Origin of the sequence: Paenibacillus sp. FSL R10-2796 (genome assembly GCF_037965315.1) — a bacterium.
Lineage (GTDB): Bacteria > Bacillota > Bacilli > Paenibacillales > Paenibacillaceae > Paenibacillus_AQ > Paenibacillus_AQ odorifer.
Genome location: NZ_CP150178.1, coordinates 6,798,916 through 6,817,822, shown reverse-complemented (window position 1 = coordinate 6,817,822; position 18,907 = coordinate 6,798,916). Strand labels below are relative to the sequence as shown.

Sequence of the window (18,907 nt, the reverse complement as noted above, 5' to 3'; positions counted from 1 at the left end):
TTTCAGTCTACGCCGATAAACTTAGTAAAGATTATCGGCTTTTTTATATTAGAAGGAAGGTGGAAGTTATGAAAATTAACGAGACCGGACGAATTAACGCGATTAATCCGTATCAACGCAGCGCGGAAGCGCAAAGGCAGGAACAAATGAAGAAAAGCACACGCAAGGATGAGGTTTCGATCTCTGATGAAGCGATTCAACTCTTGCAAGCACAAAACACTGGCAAGAATGATCCAGAACGCGCACTTAAGATCGACAATCTAAAGCAGCAGGTCTCCGCAGGTACCTATCAAGTTGATGCATCTAAGCTAGCAGAGAAACTCGCCCCTTACTTTAAGCAATCCTCCGAGAATTAGGTGAAAACATCCATGGCATTGACGACATTAATAGAACTATTGGAGCGGCTAGATGGAGTGCATGTTCAAATGCTGGATCTGGCCGCTGAGAAGAAACAGACGATTATGGATAACAAGGTGGATGCGTTAATAGACATCCTTAACCGTGAGTCCAAACTAATGAAGGTAATTGGGCAGCTCGAGGAAGAGCGAATATTAGCCGCATATACCGTTTTACAAGGTGTGGGTATTCGTTCCAACCTGAACCTGAACCTAACGGAGCTTTCCAGGCTTATATTTGACCCTGAAGACAAGGCACGACTGCTGCATATTCAGCAGAAGCTTTCGGGCACTTTGCATCGCCTGAAAGAAGCCAATGACCTAAATCAGAAGCTGATAGAGCAGTCGCTTACATTTATAGATTATTCTTTGGATCTGTTGGTCGGAAGACCAAATCAGGATATTACTTATCATCGTCCGTCCGACAAAGGCAACAACGTAAATCGGTCGGGGATTTTTGATGCACGAGGTTAGAATTGTACTGATGAAGTGTTCTGCCAGAGCAGAACATAAGGAGGAGTAAGAAGCATGACATCCACATTTCACTCGATAGAGACGGCGAGACGCAGCCTTTTTACTCAGACCGCAGCTCTTAATACAACTGGACACAATATCGCTAATGCGAATACCGAAGGTTATACTCGTCAACGTGTTAATATGCAAGCCTCTTTACCTATTGAAGCGTACGGGTTGTTTAAATCTACCGTTCCAGGTCAAATGGGTACAGGGGTGGAATTCTCATCTATCGATCGGATTCGAGAAATGTTTCTGGATGATCAGTACCGTGGCGAGAACTCTGCTTTCGGCAACTGGAGTCTTCAAGCAGATACGCTCTCTAAGCTGGAAGCTATCGTTAATGAACCATCGGATACAGGCATTCGTACAGTTCTGGATAACTTCTGGAAATCATGGTCGGATCTGAGTAAGAACCCTGAAGATCCAACGGCCCGTAAGATTGTAGTGCAAACTGCACAATCTTTGACAGATGCCATGAACTATATGAGCACGCAACTGAATAATCTGGAGCGGGATCTAACCACTAATATAGATGTTAAGGCAAAAGAAGCTCAGGGTTACCTAACCGCGATCGCAGATTTAAATAAATCCATCTATAAGATTGAGGGTATGGGGGATCATGCGAACGATCTACGTGATCAACGCGACCTGATGGCGGACAAACTCTCCAAAATTGCTAATATTACTGTTGTAGAGACGGAAGCGGGTTATAACATTTCTTTGGGTGGACAACCTCTCGTAGAGGGTGGAGAAGTTACTGCAACCGTAGATGGCGCGTTTCTTAATAATGCTTATGCCTCCGGAACCTTGAAGGGCGGCGAGGCTTACGGAATGATTTTTTCCAATAATACCTATGTTGCCGATTATAAGAAACAGCTCAATGATTTGGCGAGCACTATTGCTACAGGTGACGTTGAAATTACAGTGCCAGCTGGCTCCAATCTTCCTGAGGGATCAGTGTTGACTAGTGATGTCAAGATTACACAAGCTGACGGTACCGTTGTTACCTTGGCTGCTGGTCAGGCTATGCCTAAGGGCGCAACAATGTATGAAGACGCCAAGACCATTGTCAAAGGGTTAAACGGACTTCACAAGTTAGGTTATGCGATGGATGGAAGCGTCGGACGTGATTTCTTTGTAACATCAGGTGAGGCTGGAACGATCAAGCTGAATCCGGAAATTGCAGCTGACGTAAACCTATTTGCAACTTCGTTACGTACAACTGTTGATGCGAACGGAAATACGCAAGTCGTTAAAGGAAACAACACCTTGGCTCTTTTATTGACGAACCTGAAGGATAGTAAATTTACTAAGCCAGACGGTAGTGTGAGCAACACTGTTGGTGGGCTTTTTAGCTCTATGGTTGGTCAGCTGGGTATTCAATCCCAAGAGGCTGCACGTCAGACGGATAACTCAGATTATCTCGTAGAGCAAGTTAACTCCCGTCGTCAATCAGTCAGCGGTGTATCACTGGATGAAGAAATGTCGAATATGCTAGTATTCCAGCATGCTTATAGTGCCGCAGCGCGTTTTATGACTACTTTTGATGAACTGCTCGACAAATTGATCAATTCCACCGGCACAGTCGGCAGATAAAAGGAGATATAGCGTATGCTAAGAGTAACCTCTAACATGATGAATTCACAGCTTCTACTTAACTTAAACCGTAATGCACGTACAATGAACGATACACAGTTACAGCTTGCCACAGGACGTAAAATCAACAAAGCATCCGATGATCCGGTAGGAATCACGTATTCCCTGCGCTATCGTGCGGAGCTTTCCTCTAATGAACAATATACTAAGAATGTAGATAGCGCTCTGTCGTGGCTTGATTACAATGATACAGTTCTAGGACAGGCCGGTGATGTTGTTCAAAAGATTCGCGAACTGTCCGTACAAGCAGCGACAGGGACTAATCCGCAGTCCGCGCTTGATAGTATTAATGAAGAAGTGATGCAGCTAAAAGAGCAGCTTGTGGATATCGCTAACAGTACACTGAACGGTAAATATATATTTAATGGTGAGCAATACTCCACCAAACCTTATGATTTTGTTTTGGGCACGGACGGTACTTACGATGTATCTAAGCCGATTACAACGGATACTGGGCAGATTCAATTTATTGTAGGTGAAGGTGTGCGTATGCCTATCAGTAAGACAGGGAATGACGTATTCGGTAATACGGGAGATGCAGATAATTTGTTTGCAATCATTAATCAATTATCAAGTGCCTTGAAGTCCGGTGATTCCAAAGGAATATCGGCCCAACTCACTTCAATTGATACAAGGACGGAAAAAATTCTGTCGGCTCGCTCTGAAATAGGAGCCAAAACCAATCGTGTTGAATTGATGCAGGATCGGCTTAGTGATTTGAATGTGAACTTAACGGATCTTCAAGCCAAGACTGAAGATGCTGACTACGAAGGTTTGATTATGAATTCAAAGATTCAAGAGAATATCTATAATGCCTCCTTATCCGTGGGTGCAAAGATTATTTCTACTTCGCTTGTAGACTTTATCAGATAACTGAGGTGGTTCACGTTGCTGCAACCAATCTTACAAATTCGTCAGACTCCTGCTCTATTAGGTATTGACGCTGATCCGGGCACATATTCAATCACTCAGCCTAAGGCGGAATTTAGTGTAACAACTACACCGGGTGAACTAACGGTTCAATCCACTAGGCCTGAGCTGACAATAGATCAGTCCCGTGCTTGGGAGGCTTATAACGGTGGAAAGATGCTGGATATGAACAAACGGATTTATTCTGGGATTCAGCAGTTATACCTTCAGGGCATTGCCAAAAAGGTCGAGCAAGGGAATCGGATGGCTGAGTTTTTTAGACCTGGTAATACGATTGCAGAAGTTTACGGTACAGATACCGAACCCAATTCTTTTCCGGAGTTTCGCGGCCCGGCATCCTATGACAATGTGGATATTCACATTGAAACAAGAGCCCCGCAAATTGATTATCGAGCCGCAAAAGTGGATATTCAGGTAGAGATACATAATCCGGAAATTGAATATACCCGCGGGAAGTTAAATATTTATATGCAGCAATACGCTTCGATTCAGTTTATTCCACCAGAATTGAATGTTCAATTGTAGCTTCATGAGCTATAGATGTGCCAAGCGCCTCTATAGCTTTTGTGCTATATATAATGTAGTAGGCTTTCGTAAGAAGTTAGTTTTGCGCAGCAAAACTTTTGAGGAGTGAATAACTTGATTATAGAAACATTATCTTGGGGTAAACTGGAAGTAGATGAGGAACAATTATATCATTTTTCTAAAGGACTACCTGGTTTTGATGAAGAAACAGATTTTGCTTTGATCGCGATGGCGGAGACGCCTTTTTGGTATTTGCAGTCAATAAAAAGCAAGGGACTATCCTTTCTTCTGGGTGATCCATTTGTTTTTTATCCGTCCTATGAGTTTGAGTTGCCGGATGATGAAGCAGAAGAACTAGGTATAGACAATGAGGTCATCGTTAGGTGCGTTATTACACTTAAGGAAGAAGCCGAGCAGTCCACGATTAATCTTCTTGCTCCTATTGTATTGAATCCTGTAGGGCATACTGGTAAACAAATCGTGCTGCATAAAGCGCCTTATCATACGAAGCATAGCCTACTGCAAGGGCAACCAGTTATCGATGGAAAGGACGGTGGATGATATGCTCGTACTTTCCCGTAAAAAAGGGGAGTCCATTGTTATTCAAGATCAGATCGAGCTGACAATCTTAAGCGTGGAAGGTGACACAGTAAAGGTTGGCATTTCTGCACCAAAACATGTCGATATTTTTCGTAAAGAGGTATATCTCTCGATCCAAGAGGCTAACCGTGAGTCTGTCGCTCCTCAGCAGTCTGATCTGAATGCATTGATCCATCGACTTCGTGGTGTAAATAAGAATGAATAATTTACATGTAGCACACACATAATCCAGAACCTGGGACTGCTTAATCGCAGATTCAGGTTTTTTATTTTATTTTGGAGAATTTAACCAAGAAATTTCAAAAAAACTTCGATTTGCTCTAAACAGTTGGGTGCATACCGTCGATATATGTATTAGACGCTGAGCCGGCAGGGCGGCCGACCTTAATGGATCGGCGTTTACCACATGGATGTGGAACTAACTTAATTTCAGGGAGGAAATATCAAATGATTATCAACCACAATATCGCGGCGATGAACACCCATCGTCAACTGACTGCTAACACAGCTAACACTAACAAAAATATCGAGAAATTGTCTTCCGGTCTTCGTATCAACCGTGCCGGTGACGATGCTGCCGGTTTGGCAATCTCCGAAAAAATGCGCGGTCAAATCCGCGGTTTGGATATGGCTTCCAAAAACTCACAAGATGCAATTTCTTTGATTCAAACTGCTGAAGGCGCTTTGAACGAATCTCACAGCATCCTGCAACGTATGCGCGAATTGGCTGTTCAATCTTCCAATGATACAAATACAGATGCTGACCGTAAAGAACTTCAATCAGAAGTTAAACAATTGGTTACTGAATTGGACCGTATCGGTAACACTACTGAGTTCAATACAAAAAAATTGTTGGATGGCTCTGCTAAGGGTGTAACTGAAGCAGTAGCAGGTACTGCAAAAGTTAACAATAACTCCGGTGTTAAAATTGATGCTACAGCTCTAGAAACTTTGAATAAAGCGGCGGGTACAGCTGCTACCAAGTCAAATGTTGACGGTGCTTACATGATCGTAAGAACTGGAGCAGCTAATGCCGATGGATCATTCGCTGCTGGAGATTACAAAGTTGTTGGACCAGATGGTCAACCTTCCACTGCAATCTCATTGACCGATAAAGACACCATTGCTTTCACAGCTGCGATTATTACTGGTGGAACAACCTTAACTGTTGGTGATGTGGCTGCAAATATGAAAGTCGGAGAAAGTATGACTTTTGTATTCGGTAAAGATGTTGCAGCAGGTAGTGATCTCGACAACTCTATCATGACTCAAATCGGTGCGAATGCTGGTCAAACGGCATTTATCTCCGTAGGAGATATGCGTGCTGACGCTCTTGGCGTTAAAACAATTGATATTTCCTCTAAATTCGGTGCAGCTACTGCAATCGAAACGGTTCAAAACGCTATGCAAAAAGTTTCTTCCCAACGTAGTAACCTGGGTGCTATGCAAAACCGTTTGGAACACACCATCAACAACTTGGGTGCTGCTTCCGAGAACTTGAGTGCAGCTGAGTCCCGTATTCGTGACGTTGACATGGCTAAAGAAATGATGCAACAAACGAAAAACAACATTCTTGCTCAAGCTTCACAAGCTATGTTGGCACAAGCTAACCAACAACCACAAGGCGTTCTACAATTGCTTCGTTAATTTCTTCTTGTTTGACCAAAGCTCCGGGGAAACCCGGGGCTTTTTTTCTTTTTTTTTCTTGACAGGCATCAAATCCTAAATTATCCCTAAATGAAACCGATATATACAATATAAATTAGCGTCGCTGGAGGTCAGGATAATGAATGTACAGTTTTCACTTACTGCCAGTTCTACGATAAGCAGACCTAGCGGTACAGAGCACAGCACAGAATCGACATCACAGGTGAAACCACTCTCTCCGATTCAAGATACTAGGGAGATGAGTTTGAGGGAGAAGCAAGGCGTGAACGTGTCTGTTGCCGAAGAACAGCTTATCCGAACCATCGAGCGAGCAGTAAAATCTCTACAGGGCCCTCAGACCACTCTGGATATCAGTATCCACGAGAAGACGCATGATATTATGGTCAAGGTACTTAATAAAGATACCGGTGAACTCATTCGTGAAGTTCCACCAGAGAAAACGCTGGATCTTGTTGCTAAAATGATGGAAATAGCCGGTATACTTGTGGACGAGAAAATCTAACATTTGGAGGTGCTGATTTGGTTACAAGAATCAATGGATTTTCGGGTATGGATATTGACAGTATGGTCAAAAGCATGATGGCAACTAAGCGTGTACCCCTTGATAAACTCAATCAGGATAAACAGGTATTACAGTGGACTAGAGAAGGTTACCGTGAGCTGAATAGTGTTTTGTATGATTTCCGCACCAATAAATTGAACGATAAATATAAAAAATCGGACTCCTTGAATGTGAATAAAGCAGTGACCACAGGTAATACAAACGCTGTGAAAGCCGAAGCTACTGCAACAGCTAATGGGGTCGATATGAAGATAAGTGTAACTAAGCTAGCTACCAAAAACACTCTTCAGACCTCCGGTTTAGGTCAAGGTATACCTAGTTCAACTTCTTTAGCACAGCTAGACGGGGTAGATTTATCAGAGCTTACTGATGAAGAAGAGGCTGCATATCTGAGCAAAGGCTTTGACATCACCATTAATGGTGTGAGTTTTAAGGATAGTGCAGGTAATTCTCTGTTTAATGGTCTCACTTCTATATCTTCTCTGGTAGCAGCGATCAATTCTAATACAAAGGCTAATGCTGTTGCAAGTTATGATGAGATTACAGGGAAGTTATCAATCGCCTCTAAAAGTGGTGGTTCAGAAGGAACGGTTAAAGTTGAGACCCCAGCTGGTAGCAATTCATTACTGGCACTTTTTTCAAAGAAAACAGTGGTGGAAACTAACGGGGCAGGCACAGGTGTCACAAGTGATAAAACACTCGCTGATTTGCAAAAAATGCTGGATGGGAAAGACCCTGATCCAGCTGCTCCGGCAAAATATTATAGTTTTAATATTAACGGGAAGAGCTTTTCATTTAATGCTTCCACTACAATAGCAGATGTAGTATCAGCGATAAATACCAAACCAGATGTTAATGTGACAGCAAATTTCGTAGATGGTAAACTAACGATTACTGGTAATTCCGCTGGAGAAGTGAAAATGAGTGGAGCCTCCTATGAATTTTTAGGCCTATTCAAAGGTGCAGTACCTTTTGCCGAAGGCACGGATGCAATCAAAGAGGTTATTAAGGGCGAGAATGCAGAAGTCACGATTAATGGTGAGGCTATCAAAAACGTTACTAGCAACGTGTTTACTATTAATGGGGTCCAACTAACATTATTGGATGTGACCAATAGCAGCGGTACAGACATTCCTACCAATGTTAAAACTCAAAGTGATCCAGATAAAGCGCTGGAAACCATCAAGGGTTTTATGGAGGACTATAACGCTTTAATAAAAGCACTTAATAGCAAAGTTAATGAAACTAGGTATCGTGACTTTAAACCACTGTCAGATGAGCAGAAAAAGGAAATGAAAGAAGGAGAAATTGACAGCTGGACAGAAAAAGCTAAGAGTGGTTTGTTCAAAAACAACGATATTGTCACTAATCTTCTATCAAAAATGAGAGAAGCAATAACGGAGAAGCTTGGAAGCCTTAATGCAATTGGTATAACCACAGGGAACTATATGGAGAACGGCAAGTTGGTTATATCGGATGAGACGAAGCTTAAAAATGCTTTAAGTGCAAATCCACAGCTCGCTATTGATCTATTTCAAGGTACCGCAAACGCTCCACAATCAGGTATCTTTAATAAATTAGCAACTAACATTACTAGCACCTTAGATATGATCTCTGATCGCGCTGGTACTAACAAATTCTCTATGGATTTAAATAGTACCTTTAAAGAGGAAAGTGTTATTGGGAAACAACTTAGAAGTTATAATAGTCGAATAACTACTATGCAGAAAAATCTGCAAATGGTAGAAGACCGTTATTACAAGCAATTCTCAGCGATGGAAAGTGCAATGAACAAGCTGACAACACAGTCCTCCAGCCTGATGTCCAGCTTGGGACTATCTTAAAATAAAGGGTGAGACAATCTTGCTTACATCTCCTTATGAGAAATACCGACAATCATCTATCCAAACTTCCACGCCTGCACAGTTAGTTGTAATGTTGTATGACGGTGCAATTCGTTTCGTGAGAACAGCAATGGACGGGCTGAAAAAGCATGATTTGGAGAAGACTAATCTTAACCTTGGCAAAGCTCAGACTATTATCAGCGAGTTAATGAGTACCCTTGATTATACCTATGAAATATCCAAAAACTTATACTCAATGTATGAATATACGAATTTTCTGCTGGTTGAGGCTAATATTCGTAAAGATATAGTTAAGGCAGAAGAAGCTTTGGGCTATCTAACAGAGTTGCGGGAAACTTGGCTACAAGCTTCGAAACTCGCGACAACTCAGGGGCTAGAGCCGTTATCTACGGAAAGTGCGAATGGATAAAGATAAGCTTATTGTAGAGTTGAAGCAATTGACGCAGAATATAATGGAGCGGTTATACGAAGTAGAATTTGAGGAGTTAGAGTCCTTCGTGGACGAGCGTCAGAAATTGATTGATGACATCATCCGACAGCTCTTGTCAGTTCCTGCAACGGAGGCGCAAAAGGTCGAAATTGAACGGATTTTGTATCACGATTCAGAAATCACTGCTCGCATGAACGCTCTTTGCCATGAGGCTCTGGACTGGCTACAGAAGCGGAATCAGGCCAAAGCCCAACGCAACGCCTACGAGGCCGCCTACACTCCAGACAGTTTTCTTATGGATCGCAAAAAATAATTTTATCGGTGTTTCACTATAGGAGTAGACGGGTATTAAATACCGTCTGCTCCTTTTTTTGATCATTGTACCGAATCTATTTCTTGTTTATGGAAAATTTAATAGTTTATTTTACGTGGTAAATTATTGAATGTAAACATTTTCTTTTCCAATTGACAATAAATAAGTTACGGTGGTATAGTCGAATTGTGAGCAAGACTCACGTTCATCTGATGACGAAGGGAATGTTTAATCAATGGAAGGTAAAGTAAAATGGTTTAACGCAGAAAAAGGTTATGGTTTTATCGAGACTGCAGACGGTGGCGACGTATTCGTACACTTTTCCGCGATTCAAACTGATGGTTTCAAGACATTGGATGAAGGTCAATCCGTAGAATTCGATATCGTTGAAGGTGCACGTGGACCACAAGCAGCTAACGTAATCAAATTATAATCATCCGGCGAAGCCGAACTACATATAAGTAGATGGTTAGCAATTTAGACAGCGCTAGCAGGGATCTTGGAATCTTCCAGGATCCTTTTTTTGTGCGTTCATATGTGTCTAGTATAGCCAATCCTAGTAAAGAAAATAGCATACTTTGTAAATTCATTTTATGGAAAATGTTAGAACTCTGCGAAAGGTGGGTAATAGATATACGTTGAGCTGTTTATCTTACCTCGACACACACTATGTTAGCCTAGGTTATTACATTCACCAAAAAATTCAATATAGCCTAAGCTATCAAAACAATTAGGAGGGTGATTAGCAGGATGAAGAAGATGTGGCGCGGTCTTATGACCGGAATATTAGGTACTAGTATGTTATTAGGGTCTCTCGGCAGCGTATCTGCTGCAACTGTACCTAAGGATATTCAAGGCCACTGGGCGCAAGGTCAGCTGCAGGAATGGCTAGATAGAGGATACCTTGGAGGCTACCCAGATGGAACGGTGAAACCAAATAAGGCAATTACGCGTGGTGAGTATGTGACTATGGTAAATCGCCTGTTAGGGTTTACATCTAAAGCAACAGTAACTTTTAAAGATATGAAAAGCACAAACTGGAATTACAGTGAAGTGGCTAAAGCCGTGGAAGCTGGATATATCGGAGGATACGAGGATAATACGTTCCGTCCTAATAATCCGCTCACAAGACAAGAGGCAGCTGTGATTACTGCAAAATTACTTAAATTGAGCACCAATACGACTTCGAACAAATTTAAAGACAATGCACAAATTGCAGCATGGGCAAAAGGTGCTGTAGCAGCTGCAGTGGAAAAGAAGATTGTTAACGGTTATCCAGATGGAACCTTTGGTCCTAAGAGATCGTTAACACGTGCCGAGGCTGTAGGTATTATCAATACTTCAGCTATTTATTATCCTGGTAGTGGCACAGGTGGTGGTGTAACACCTACACCAACTCCAACGGCGACTCCGACACCAACAGCTACACCAACCCCAACTGCTGCTCCAGGTGGTAGTACGGGCGGAGGTTCTGGTGGTGGTAACGGTGACGGCGGAAGTAGCACAGCGCCAACAGTAAGTGGGGCAACCTACGGTAATGTTGGTTCGGTCACAGCGGATGTATACCTGACACCTTCCGTAACTGGTGCAGTATACTATGTTGTAGCTCCTTATAATGCTGATGTAACTGCTCCAACTGCATTGCAGGTGGAAAAAGGACAAATTAGTAACGGGACTGCAAGTGGTATCCATGGTAGTGTTGCGACTGTAGCTAAAACAACGGTTACATTCTCTGTTTACGGATTGAATCCTGGTACAGAATATGCAACATATATCACGCTGGCGGATGCAGCTGGTAACTTGTCTACTGTAACGACAGTTCGGTTGACTACTGCTCAAGCTACTGCTAGCTCGATTTCGCTTTTTGAGCCGGGACAAGTTAGTACAGTTACAGCAGATGTATATGTTAAATATGGTGTGACAGGTGGCACTACAACCCCAGTTAGATATGTAGTATTGCCAGCAACTGATAAGGCACCTACTGCAGCACAGATTGCTTTAGGTCAAAATGGTAGCGGTACTGCATTGGCTGCTCCGTGGACTAACACGCTTACGTTTGCTCCTGGTGTAAAGCATACACAGACTTTAACTGGTTTAGCAGCAAATACTGCCTATAAGGTATATGTTATTGCAGGATCGGGTTCTCAATGGTCTCCTGTAGAAATTATTCAAATTCATACCAAATAGCCTGACCTTATGTGATTTCATTCGGAGAATATAAGAGTGGAATCCGTACTATAATAACGACAGGTTTACTTTTGGTCCGGTAGGGCGATTGGTTGCTCTTACCGGACTTGTTTTATTTGTGAACGCTATGACAACATTTGTTATCTAAATGTAAGGGCTGTAAGGAATTGCTTTTTACTTAGCGCTTACAATTTGGTATAATGAAGGTGTAACTAAAGGAGGAGTGGCCATGCAATTCACCATTCGAGGTCAACAAATTGACGTGACCGACGCTTTGAGAGAGTATGTTGATAAGAAGCTCAGCAAACTTGAGAAGTATTTCGAAGCACCCCCTACCTCTGAAGGGTCTGTGACGCTTGGCGTAGTTCGCGGCCTTCATACGGTGGAAGTAACCATTCCGCTTGCTGGCGTGACGCTTCGTGCGGAAGATCGCAGCGATGACATGTATGCTTCCATAGACGCCGTTGTGGACAAGCTGGAACGCCAAATTCGCAAACACAAAACGAAGCTGAATCGGAAGTTCCGTCAAGAGGGACTCAAGACGCTGTTTGTGGATGGAGCTAGTGCCGCTGTTGCTGTAGAAGAACAAGATTATGATGATTTAGAAGTGGTTAGGAACAAACGCTTTACGATGAAGCCGATGGATGTGGAAGAAGCGATTCTGCAAATGAACATGGTAGGACATAATTTCTTTGTGTTTTCCAATATCGACACCTCGGAAGTTAGCGTAGTTTACAAACGTGATGATGGTAAATATGGACTGATTGAACAGGGCTAAGTTATAATGATGCCAGTTATGCTCTAAGTATAAAGGGCCTCGAGAGTTAGTCAGAACCTAAGAAATTTAAACCGAGCCCCTATTCGCTTATAGCGAATAGGGCTCTTGTGCGTATATATGAAAAATGTGGCTGTTACACCTTGTATTGCGGCATCTCTTACAAACTGTTACAATTTATGAAGCAGCGGAATCGAATTTATAAATGGCCCTTTCAATTTTGTGAGGATGGGCTCGGTTCCACCATCTGTGTTGCATGAAAGGGGTTAACCATGCTAGGACTTGTAAAGAAAATATTCGGAGACACAAACGATCGTGACGTTAAACGTCTCATGAAGACAGTCGATGTAATTAATGGATTGGAGCCGGAATTTGTAGCACTATCCGATGAAGCTTTAAAAGCTAAGACGGAAGAGTTCCGCGCCCGTATTGAGAAAGGCGAAACCTTGGAAGAAATTCTTCCTGAGGCGTTTGCAACCGTACGTGAAGCTTCCAAACGGACGCTTGGCATGCGGCATTTTGATGTACAGTTAATTGGTGGTATGGCCCTGCATGAAGGCCGAATCTCCGAGATGAAGACTGGTGAAGGTAAGACTCTAGTAGGAACATTGCCAGTGTACTTAAATGCTTTGCTTGGTAAAGGCGTACACGTAGTAACGGTCAATGACTATTTGGCTCAGCGCGACAGCGCACAAATGGCACAAATCTATAACTTCCTGGGCATGACGGTTGGGGTTAACCTAAGCGGTATGGACCATGCTGATAAACAAGATGCTTACGCCTGCGATATTACGTATGGCACGAACAACGAATTTGGTTTCGATTATTTGCGTGACAACATGGTGCTTTATAAAGAACAAATGGTTCAGCGCCCTCTTTATTTCTGTATTATTGATGAAGTGGACTCCATTCTTATTGATGAAGCACGTACACCTCTTATCATTTCCGGACAAGCTGAGAAGTCTACTGAATTGTACTTTGCGGCAGACCGTTTTGTGAAAAAGCTTAAAGCTGAAGAAGACTACACAGTTGATATCAAAGTGAAGTCCGTAGCCTTGACTGAAAAAGGTGTAGCTACTGCTGAACGTGCTTTTGGTATTGAGAACTTGTATGATCACAGTCATGTAACCTTGAATCACCATATCGTCCAAGCCCTGAAAGCAAACGTAATTATGCGTCGTGACGTAGATTACGTTGTTAACGAGGGTGAGGTCGTTATTGTTGATGAATTTACGGGACGTTTAATGTCAGGCCGTCGTTATAGTGACGGTTTGCACCAAGCGATTGAAGCGAAGGAAGAAATCGAAGTACAGAATGAGAGCATGACGCTTGCTACGATTACTTTCCAGAACTATTTCCGTATGTATCGCAAATTGGGTGGTATGACAGGTACAGCTAAAACTGAGGAAGAAGAGTTCAAGAAGATTTATGGTCTTGAAGTTCTTCAAGTCCCTACGAATAAACCGAATCAGCGCATAGATATGCCGGATGTTGTCTACAAGAGTGAGAACGGTAAGTTCAACGCTGTTGTGGCAGAAATTGTAGAACGTCACAAAAAGAACCAACCTGTACTTGTGGGTACAGTGTCGATTGAGAATTCAGAGCTCGTATCTGAAATGCTGAAGCGCAAAGGCGTTAGACACCAAGTGCTTAACGCGAAGCATCATGCTGCGGAAGCTGAAATCATTACACATGCAGGTCAGCCAGGTACAGTTACGATTGCTACCAACATGGCTGGTCGGGGTACAGATATCGTTCTAGGTGAAGGTGTGACAGATCTTGGAGGTCTGCATATCATTGGTACAGAGCGTCATGAATCGCGCCGGATTGATAACCAGCTGCGTGGTCGTGCGGGTCGTCAAGGAGACCCAGGTTCTACACAATTCTACTTGTCCCTTGGGGATGAGTTGATGAAGCGTTTCGGCGCTGACAACGTTTTGAGTATGATGGATCGCCTTGGGTTTGAGGAAGATCAGCCGATTGAGAGCCGCATGATTACGCGTGCTGTGGAATCTGCTCAGAAACGTGTTGAAGGTAATAACTTTGATATTCGTAAAGTCGTATTGCAATATGATGACGTGATGAATCAACAGCGTGAAATTATTTATAAACAACGCCGTGAGATTCTGGAGTCTGAAAATATTAAAGATATCGTACTTGAAATGATCAAGCCAGTTATTGAACGTATTGTTCACGCACACTGCAGTGACGATATTCCTGAAAACTGGGAGCTGCAAGAAGTTGCTGATTACGTAAACAGCAAGCTGCTTGAAGAAGGTGCTTTGACTCGCGATATTCTGTGGGGCAAGGAAGCAGAAGAGATCATTGAGTACATCTTTGAACGTGTACTTGAGAAATATGCTGCTCGTGAAGAACGCCTAGGTTCAGAATTGGTACGTGAATTCGAGAAGGTAATCGTGCTGCGCTCCGTGGACAGCAAGTGGATGGATCATATCGATGCGATGGATCAACTGCGTCAAGGAATTCACCTACGTGCTTACGGTGGTACAGATCCACTTCGCGAGTATCAATTCGAAGGATTCGAAATGTTTAATACTATGACGGCTACGATTCAAGAAGAAGTAGCTACTTATATTATGAAGGCTCACATCGAGACAAATCAGGAGCGTCAATCTGTTGTAGAGGAAAATAAAATTTCCACTAACAGCGAACCTGCTGAGAAACGTCCGGTACATGTTGAGGCGGCAGCTGGTCGTAATGATCTTTGCCCTTGCGGAAGCGGCAAGAAGTACAAGAACTGCCACGGTCAAAACGCATAAGACAAACGTTTAGTAGCGCTCATATATTCAGGTGTTGAAGATGTAAGTCTTTAACCCTGATCTCTATGGGTATACTAACCATAAAGAGCGGCTGGGCCCGGGGGTATCCCCCGTTTACGGCCCAGTCGCTTTTTTGGATATATAGCACTTGAGTGAATGTGGAATGGAGAGAAGGTTTGGAACTGGAGAAACGGAGTGTTCGCCTTTATTTCGGGATTCCAACCGCTATGCGGTTATCAATTCAAGGAATCTGGAAAGAACAGCGATCGGAAGTCCAATCCTTCTCGGAATGGCTGAACATTCACTCATTACTAACTTTCCAATAGCGAAGACCGTAACAACCTATTTTGAAAGGTGAAGTGACCATATGATTGAAGCTAATGTAAAGCAGGATCTGCGTGAAATAGGCAAGAAACTAACTGACCTTAGGGGGTCTCTTTGACTTAGATCTTAAGCAAGAGATGATCTCGAACTTTGAAGAAAAAATGGCTGCTCCAGGCTTCTGGGATAATCCAGAGCAGGCACAGAGCGTGATCGGCGAGATGAATGCTGTGAAATCGTCCGTGGATCAATACGAGAAGCTGCAACAAGAATACGACGATGCTGCGATGATGGCAGAGCTTGCGGATGAAGAGGGCGATGAAGATCTTGCGGCAGAGATTGGGGAGACGATCAGCAGTTTAGGCAGCAAAGTGGATGAATTCGAGCTGCAATTGCTACTTAACCAGCCGTATGACAAGCTGAATGCTATTCTTGAGCTCCATCCGGGTGCGGGCGGTACGGAATCCCAAGACTGGGGCCAGATGCTACTGCGGATGTATACCCGTTGGGCTGAAAAACGTGGATTCAAGGTTGAGGTGCTGGACTACTTACCAGGTGATGAAGCGGGAATTAAGAGTGTTACACTACTTATTAAAGGCTTCAACGCCTACGGATATCTGAAAGCTGAAAAAGGTGTACATCGGCTAGTACGGATTTCTCCGTTTGACTCTTCGGGCAGACGGCATACCTCTTTTGTATCCTGTGATGTCGTTCCGGAAATTGCCGATGATGTAGAAGTTGAAATTCGTACTGAGGATTTGAAGATCGATACGTATCGGGCGAGCGGCGCGGGTGGACAGCATATTAATACCACAGACTCTGCGGTGCGGATTACCCACTTACCTACGGGTGTGGTGGTAACCTGTCAGAACGAACGTTCACAGATCAAAAACCGCGAGCAAGCAATGAAGATGCTGCGTTCCAAGTTGTATGAGCGTAAACTGCAAGAACAGCAACAGCATTTGGATGAGATTCGCGGCGAGCAATCCGATATTGCTTGGGGCAGTCAGATCCGTTCCTATGTATTCCATCCGTATAACATGGTTAAGGATCACCGTACTTCCGTGGAAACGGGGAATGTGGGTTCTGTGATGGACGGAGATATTGATGTATTCATTGATGGTTACCTGCGTAGCCAGATCAAGATTGAGGCAGAATAAAAGAGAAAGTTTCGGGGGAAACGGATACCATTCATGGATTAGGATGGGATGGCCGTTTCTTCTTTCGTAGAGCAAGATGACACTTTAAGGAGAGCCTTTGAAATGCAAAAAGTCAATTCACGTAATAAACCCCCACTGATTCCTCTGAATGGGCCACTCCGACATGTGGTGGATACGATGTTAATTTTGCTCGGATCGCTAGTTACAGCGCTGGGGTTTAATCTTTTTTTTCTGCCTAATCATATTGCTTCTGGTGGTGTATCCGGTCTGTCGGTATTGGCTGAAGCTTGGTTTGGGGCTGAGCCGGCATTTACGCAATGGGCGCTTAATATTCCGTTGTTTGTACTCGGGGTAATCTTCTTGGGTAAACAATACGGAGTTCGCTCGCTCCTTGGGAGCTTTGTGTTGCCGCTCTTTATCTTGTTAACAAAAGATTTGCCTGCACCTACCACCAATCCACTCTTAGCCTCCATTTATGGCGGTATCTGTGTGGGGGTGGGGTTAGGTCTTGTGTTCCGCGGACGGGGCTCGACAGGTGGACTTACTATTTTGGCGCAGATTATTCAAAAGATATCCGGTCTCAGCTTCTCGATTTCTGTAGTGCTGCTGGACGGGACGGTCATTGTGCTGGCTGCTTTTATACTCGGTATGGAACAAGCACTGTATGCACTGATCGGTCTGTTTGTTACAGGTAAGGCCATTAATGCGATAGAGGTAGGCTTCCGTTATACAAAGGTGGCTTACATAATCTCGGACAAGACGGAAGAAATATCTGAGGCGATTTTGAATGATCTGGATCGGGGTCTGACGAAGCTGGATGCACATGGCGGTTATACTGGTGATGAGCGTACGGTGCTAATGGTTGTAGTAGGCCAGAATGAGGTTTCCAGATTAAAAGCGATTGTTCAATCGGTAGATACTAGTGCTTTTGTGATTATAACTGAGGCGCATGAGGTGCTGGGTGAAGGCTTTAAAAGAGAAGTGTAATTTCTCCGAAAGGAGAAGCTACGCTTCTCTTTTTTTGTAAATAGAATTATATTTAGGAATAAAGAAAGTTAACACTATGTGTTGTATTTATATTAATTGAGTCGTATAATAATACATATTTCTAAGACGGTATGCATTATATTATTTATTATAATTCATGATAAGCAGGAAGTGGGGATGACAGTGGAAGGCAAGCTGAGAGCGGCGATTGTTGGATCAACGGGTTATGGGGGCGTAGAGCTGATTCGGCTGCTACAAAGTCATCCTAAGGTAGAGATTACTTCGGTAATTTCCTCATCAAGTGCAGGGGATGCTATAGAGGAAGGTTTTCCGCATTTGACGGGCATCATTGATCGAAGGCTGGATGGCGTTGACCCGGCTCAGATGGCTGAGCGGGCGGATGTGGTATTTACGGCAACGCCGTCGGGTGTGAGCGCAAAGCTGGTGCCGCAGCTGCTGGAAGCTGGACTTAAGGTCGTGGATCTGTCCGGTGATTTCCGATTGAAGGATGGTGCAGAGTATGAGCACTGGTATAAACATCCCGCTCCGGCTGATGAATATCTAGAGCAGGCTGTATACGGACTTTGCGAGGTGTTTGGAGAGCGTGCGGCTGGGGTTGATTTTATATCTAATCCAGGCTGTTATCCTACAGCTACACTTCTTGGACTAATTCCTGCAATTCAGGCAGGTTGGATTAAGCACGACAGTATTATTATTGATGCGAAATCAGGAGTTACTGGAGCAGGACGCGGAAAAAGCCTGATGGTACATTATGCAGAGATTAATGAGAACTTTAAAGCTTATAAAATCAATAAGCATCAACATATACCGGAAATTGAGCAGACGCTCACAGAGATTGCTGGAGAAAAGGTAACGGTAACGTTCACCACACATCTCGTGCCGATGAGCCGGGGAATTATGAGTACGATGTATGCAGGGATGACGGACAATTATACGGAACAGGATTTTGTGAATTTATACCGTGAATATTATGCGGGCCGGCCATATGTGCGGGTGCGTGATGTAGGTGTGATTCCAGCGACAAAAGAAGTTAGCGGCTCTAATTATTGTGATATCGGATTTGCAACAGATGCTCGTACAGGGCGGGTGACCATAGTCTCCGTCATTGATAATGTTGTAAAAGGTGCGGCAGGGCAGGCAATACAGAACCTTAATTTGATGATGGGATGGGAGGAAACCCTTGGCCTCGGCTACACACCTGTGTATCCATAAGGAT

At 43.5% G+C, this 18,907-nt stretch carries 19 protein-coding genes; all 19 read left to right on the top strand.

Translation table 11 applies throughout. The features are described 5' to 3' along the window. Positions 1-68 precede the first annotated feature (68 nt). The 19 genes from flgM to argC all read left to right on the top strand — a co-directional run bounded on the left by flgM (position 69) and on the right by argC (position 18,903). Positions 69-356 carry a flagellar biosynthesis anti-sigma factor FlgM gene (gene flgM, locus NST58_RS30495; protein WP_036678454.1) on the top strand — a complete coding sequence of 96 codons (288 nt, stop codon included), beginning with the start codon at positions 69-71 and terminating at the stop codon, positions 354-356. 12 nt (positions 357-368) lie between these two features. After that, positions 369-869, top strand: a complete 501-nt coding sequence (locus NST58_RS30490) for a flagellar protein FlgN (RefSeq protein WP_036678457.1) — start codon at positions 369-371, stop codon at positions 867-869. Between the two features lie 54 nt (positions 870-923). Next, complete coding sequence (gene flgK / locus NST58_RS30485) at positions 924-2,507, top strand: flagellar hook-associated protein FlgK (RefSeq protein WP_339245284.1); 1,584 nt, start codon at positions 924-926, stop codon at positions 2,505-2,507. A 15-nt stretch (positions 2,508-2,522) separates the two neighbouring features. Beyond that, positions 2,523-3,440, top strand: coding sequence for a flagellar hook-associated protein FlgL (gene flgL / locus NST58_RS30480; protein WP_339245281.1), 918 nt, complete (start codon positions 2,523-2,525; stop codon positions 3,438-3,440). A 15-nt stretch (positions 3,441-3,455) separates the two neighbouring features. After that, positions 3,456-4,022 carry a DUF6470 family protein gene (locus NST58_RS30475; RefSeq protein ID WP_339245279.1) on the top strand — a complete coding sequence of 189 codons (567 nt, stop codon included), beginning with the start codon at positions 3,456-3,458 and terminating at the stop codon, positions 4,020-4,022. 114 nt (positions 4,023-4,136) lie between these two features. Beyond that, the gene (locus tag NST58_RS30470; protein ID WP_339245276.1) at positions 4,137-4,583 is read left to right on the top strand and encodes a flagellar assembly protein FliW; all 447 of its coding nucleotides are present in this window, start codon (positions 4,137-4,139) and stop codon (positions 4,581-4,583) included. A gap of 1 nt (position 4,584) precedes the next feature. Next, positions 4,585-4,827: a carbon storage regulator CsrA gene (gene csrA / locus NST58_RS30465; RefSeq protein WP_076282420.1), complete on the top strand. Its 243-nt coding sequence runs from the start codon at positions 4,585-4,587 to the stop codon at positions 4,825-4,827. Between the two features lie 242 nt (positions 4,828-5,069). Then, positions 5,070-6,269, top strand: a complete 1,200-nt coding sequence (locus NST58_RS30460; protein ID WP_339245273.1) for a flagellin — start codon at positions 5,070-5,072, stop codon at positions 6,267-6,269. Positions 6,270-6,408: 139 nt separating this feature from the next. After that, the gene (locus tag NST58_RS30455; protein WP_076282422.1) at positions 6,409-6,792 is read left to right on the top strand and encodes a flagellar protein FlaG; all 384 of its coding nucleotides are present in this window, start codon (positions 6,409-6,411) and stop codon (positions 6,790-6,792) included. 17 nt (positions 6,793-6,809) lie between these two features. Then, positions 6,810-8,696, top strand: a complete 1,887-nt coding sequence (fliD, locus tag NST58_RS30450; RefSeq protein ID WP_339245269.1) for a flagellar filament capping protein FliD — start codon at positions 6,810-6,812, stop codon at positions 8,694-8,696. Between the two features lie 19 nt (positions 8,697-8,715). Further along, complete coding sequence (fliS, locus tag NST58_RS30445) at positions 8,716-9,126, top strand: flagellar export chaperone FliS (RefSeq protein ID WP_076282424.1); 411 nt, start codon at positions 8,716-8,718, stop codon at positions 9,124-9,126. Continuing rightward, a complete protein-coding gene (locus tag NST58_RS30440; protein WP_339245266.1) occupies positions 9,119-9,460 on the top strand; it encodes a flagellar protein FliT in 342 nt (113 codons plus the stop codon). Before fliS ends, NST58_RS30440 begins: the two co-directional genes overlap by 8 nt. A gap of 235 nt (positions 9,461-9,695) precedes the next feature. Continuing rightward, positions 9,696-9,893 (top strand): cold shock domain-containing protein, encoded by a 198-nt coding sequence (locus tag NST58_RS30435; protein WP_019915069.1) that lies wholly within the window; start codon positions 9,696-9,698, stop codon positions 9,891-9,893. Between the two features lie 317 nt (positions 9,894-10,210). Further along, positions 10,211-11,647 (top strand): S-layer homology domain-containing protein, encoded by a 1,437-nt coding sequence (locus NST58_RS30430; RefSeq protein WP_339245263.1) that lies wholly within the window; start codon positions 10,211-10,213, stop codon positions 11,645-11,647. A gap of 229 nt (positions 11,648-11,876) precedes the next feature. Then, a complete protein-coding gene (gene raiA / locus NST58_RS30425) occupies positions 11,877-12,425 on the top strand; it encodes a ribosome-associated translation inhibitor RaiA (RefSeq protein ID WP_036678506.1) in 549 nt (182 codons plus the stop codon). Between the two features lie 269 nt (positions 12,426-12,694). Beyond that, positions 12,695-15,202, top strand: a complete 2,508-nt coding sequence (gene secA / locus NST58_RS30420) for a preprotein translocase subunit SecA (RefSeq protein ID WP_036678509.1) — start codon at positions 12,695-12,697, stop codon at positions 15,200-15,202. Between the two features lie 367 nt (positions 15,203-15,569). Next, positions 15,570-16,683, top strand: a protein-coding gene (gene prfB / locus NST58_RS30415) for a peptide chain release factor 2 (RefSeq protein ID WP_139329815.1) whose coding sequence is annotated in 2 segments (ribosomal slippage) — positions 15,570-15,641 and positions 15,643-16,683 — 1,113 coding nt in all. Because the reading frame shifts where the segments join, the coding sequence is not laid out codon by codon here. Positions 16,684-16,785: 102 nt separating this feature from the next. Beyond that, on the top strand, positions 16,786-17,670 hold the full coding sequence (locus tag NST58_RS30410; protein WP_036678511.1) for a YitT family protein: 885 nt from the start codon (positions 16,786-16,788) through the stop codon (positions 17,668-17,670). A 183-nt stretch (positions 17,671-17,853) separates the two neighbouring features. Then, positions 17,854-18,903, top strand: coding sequence for an N-acetyl-gamma-glutamyl-phosphate reductase (gene argC / locus NST58_RS30405; protein WP_339248810.1), 1,050 nt, complete (start codon positions 17,854-17,856; stop codon positions 18,901-18,903). The last annotated feature ends 4 nt before the right edge of the window (positions 18,904-18,907 follow it).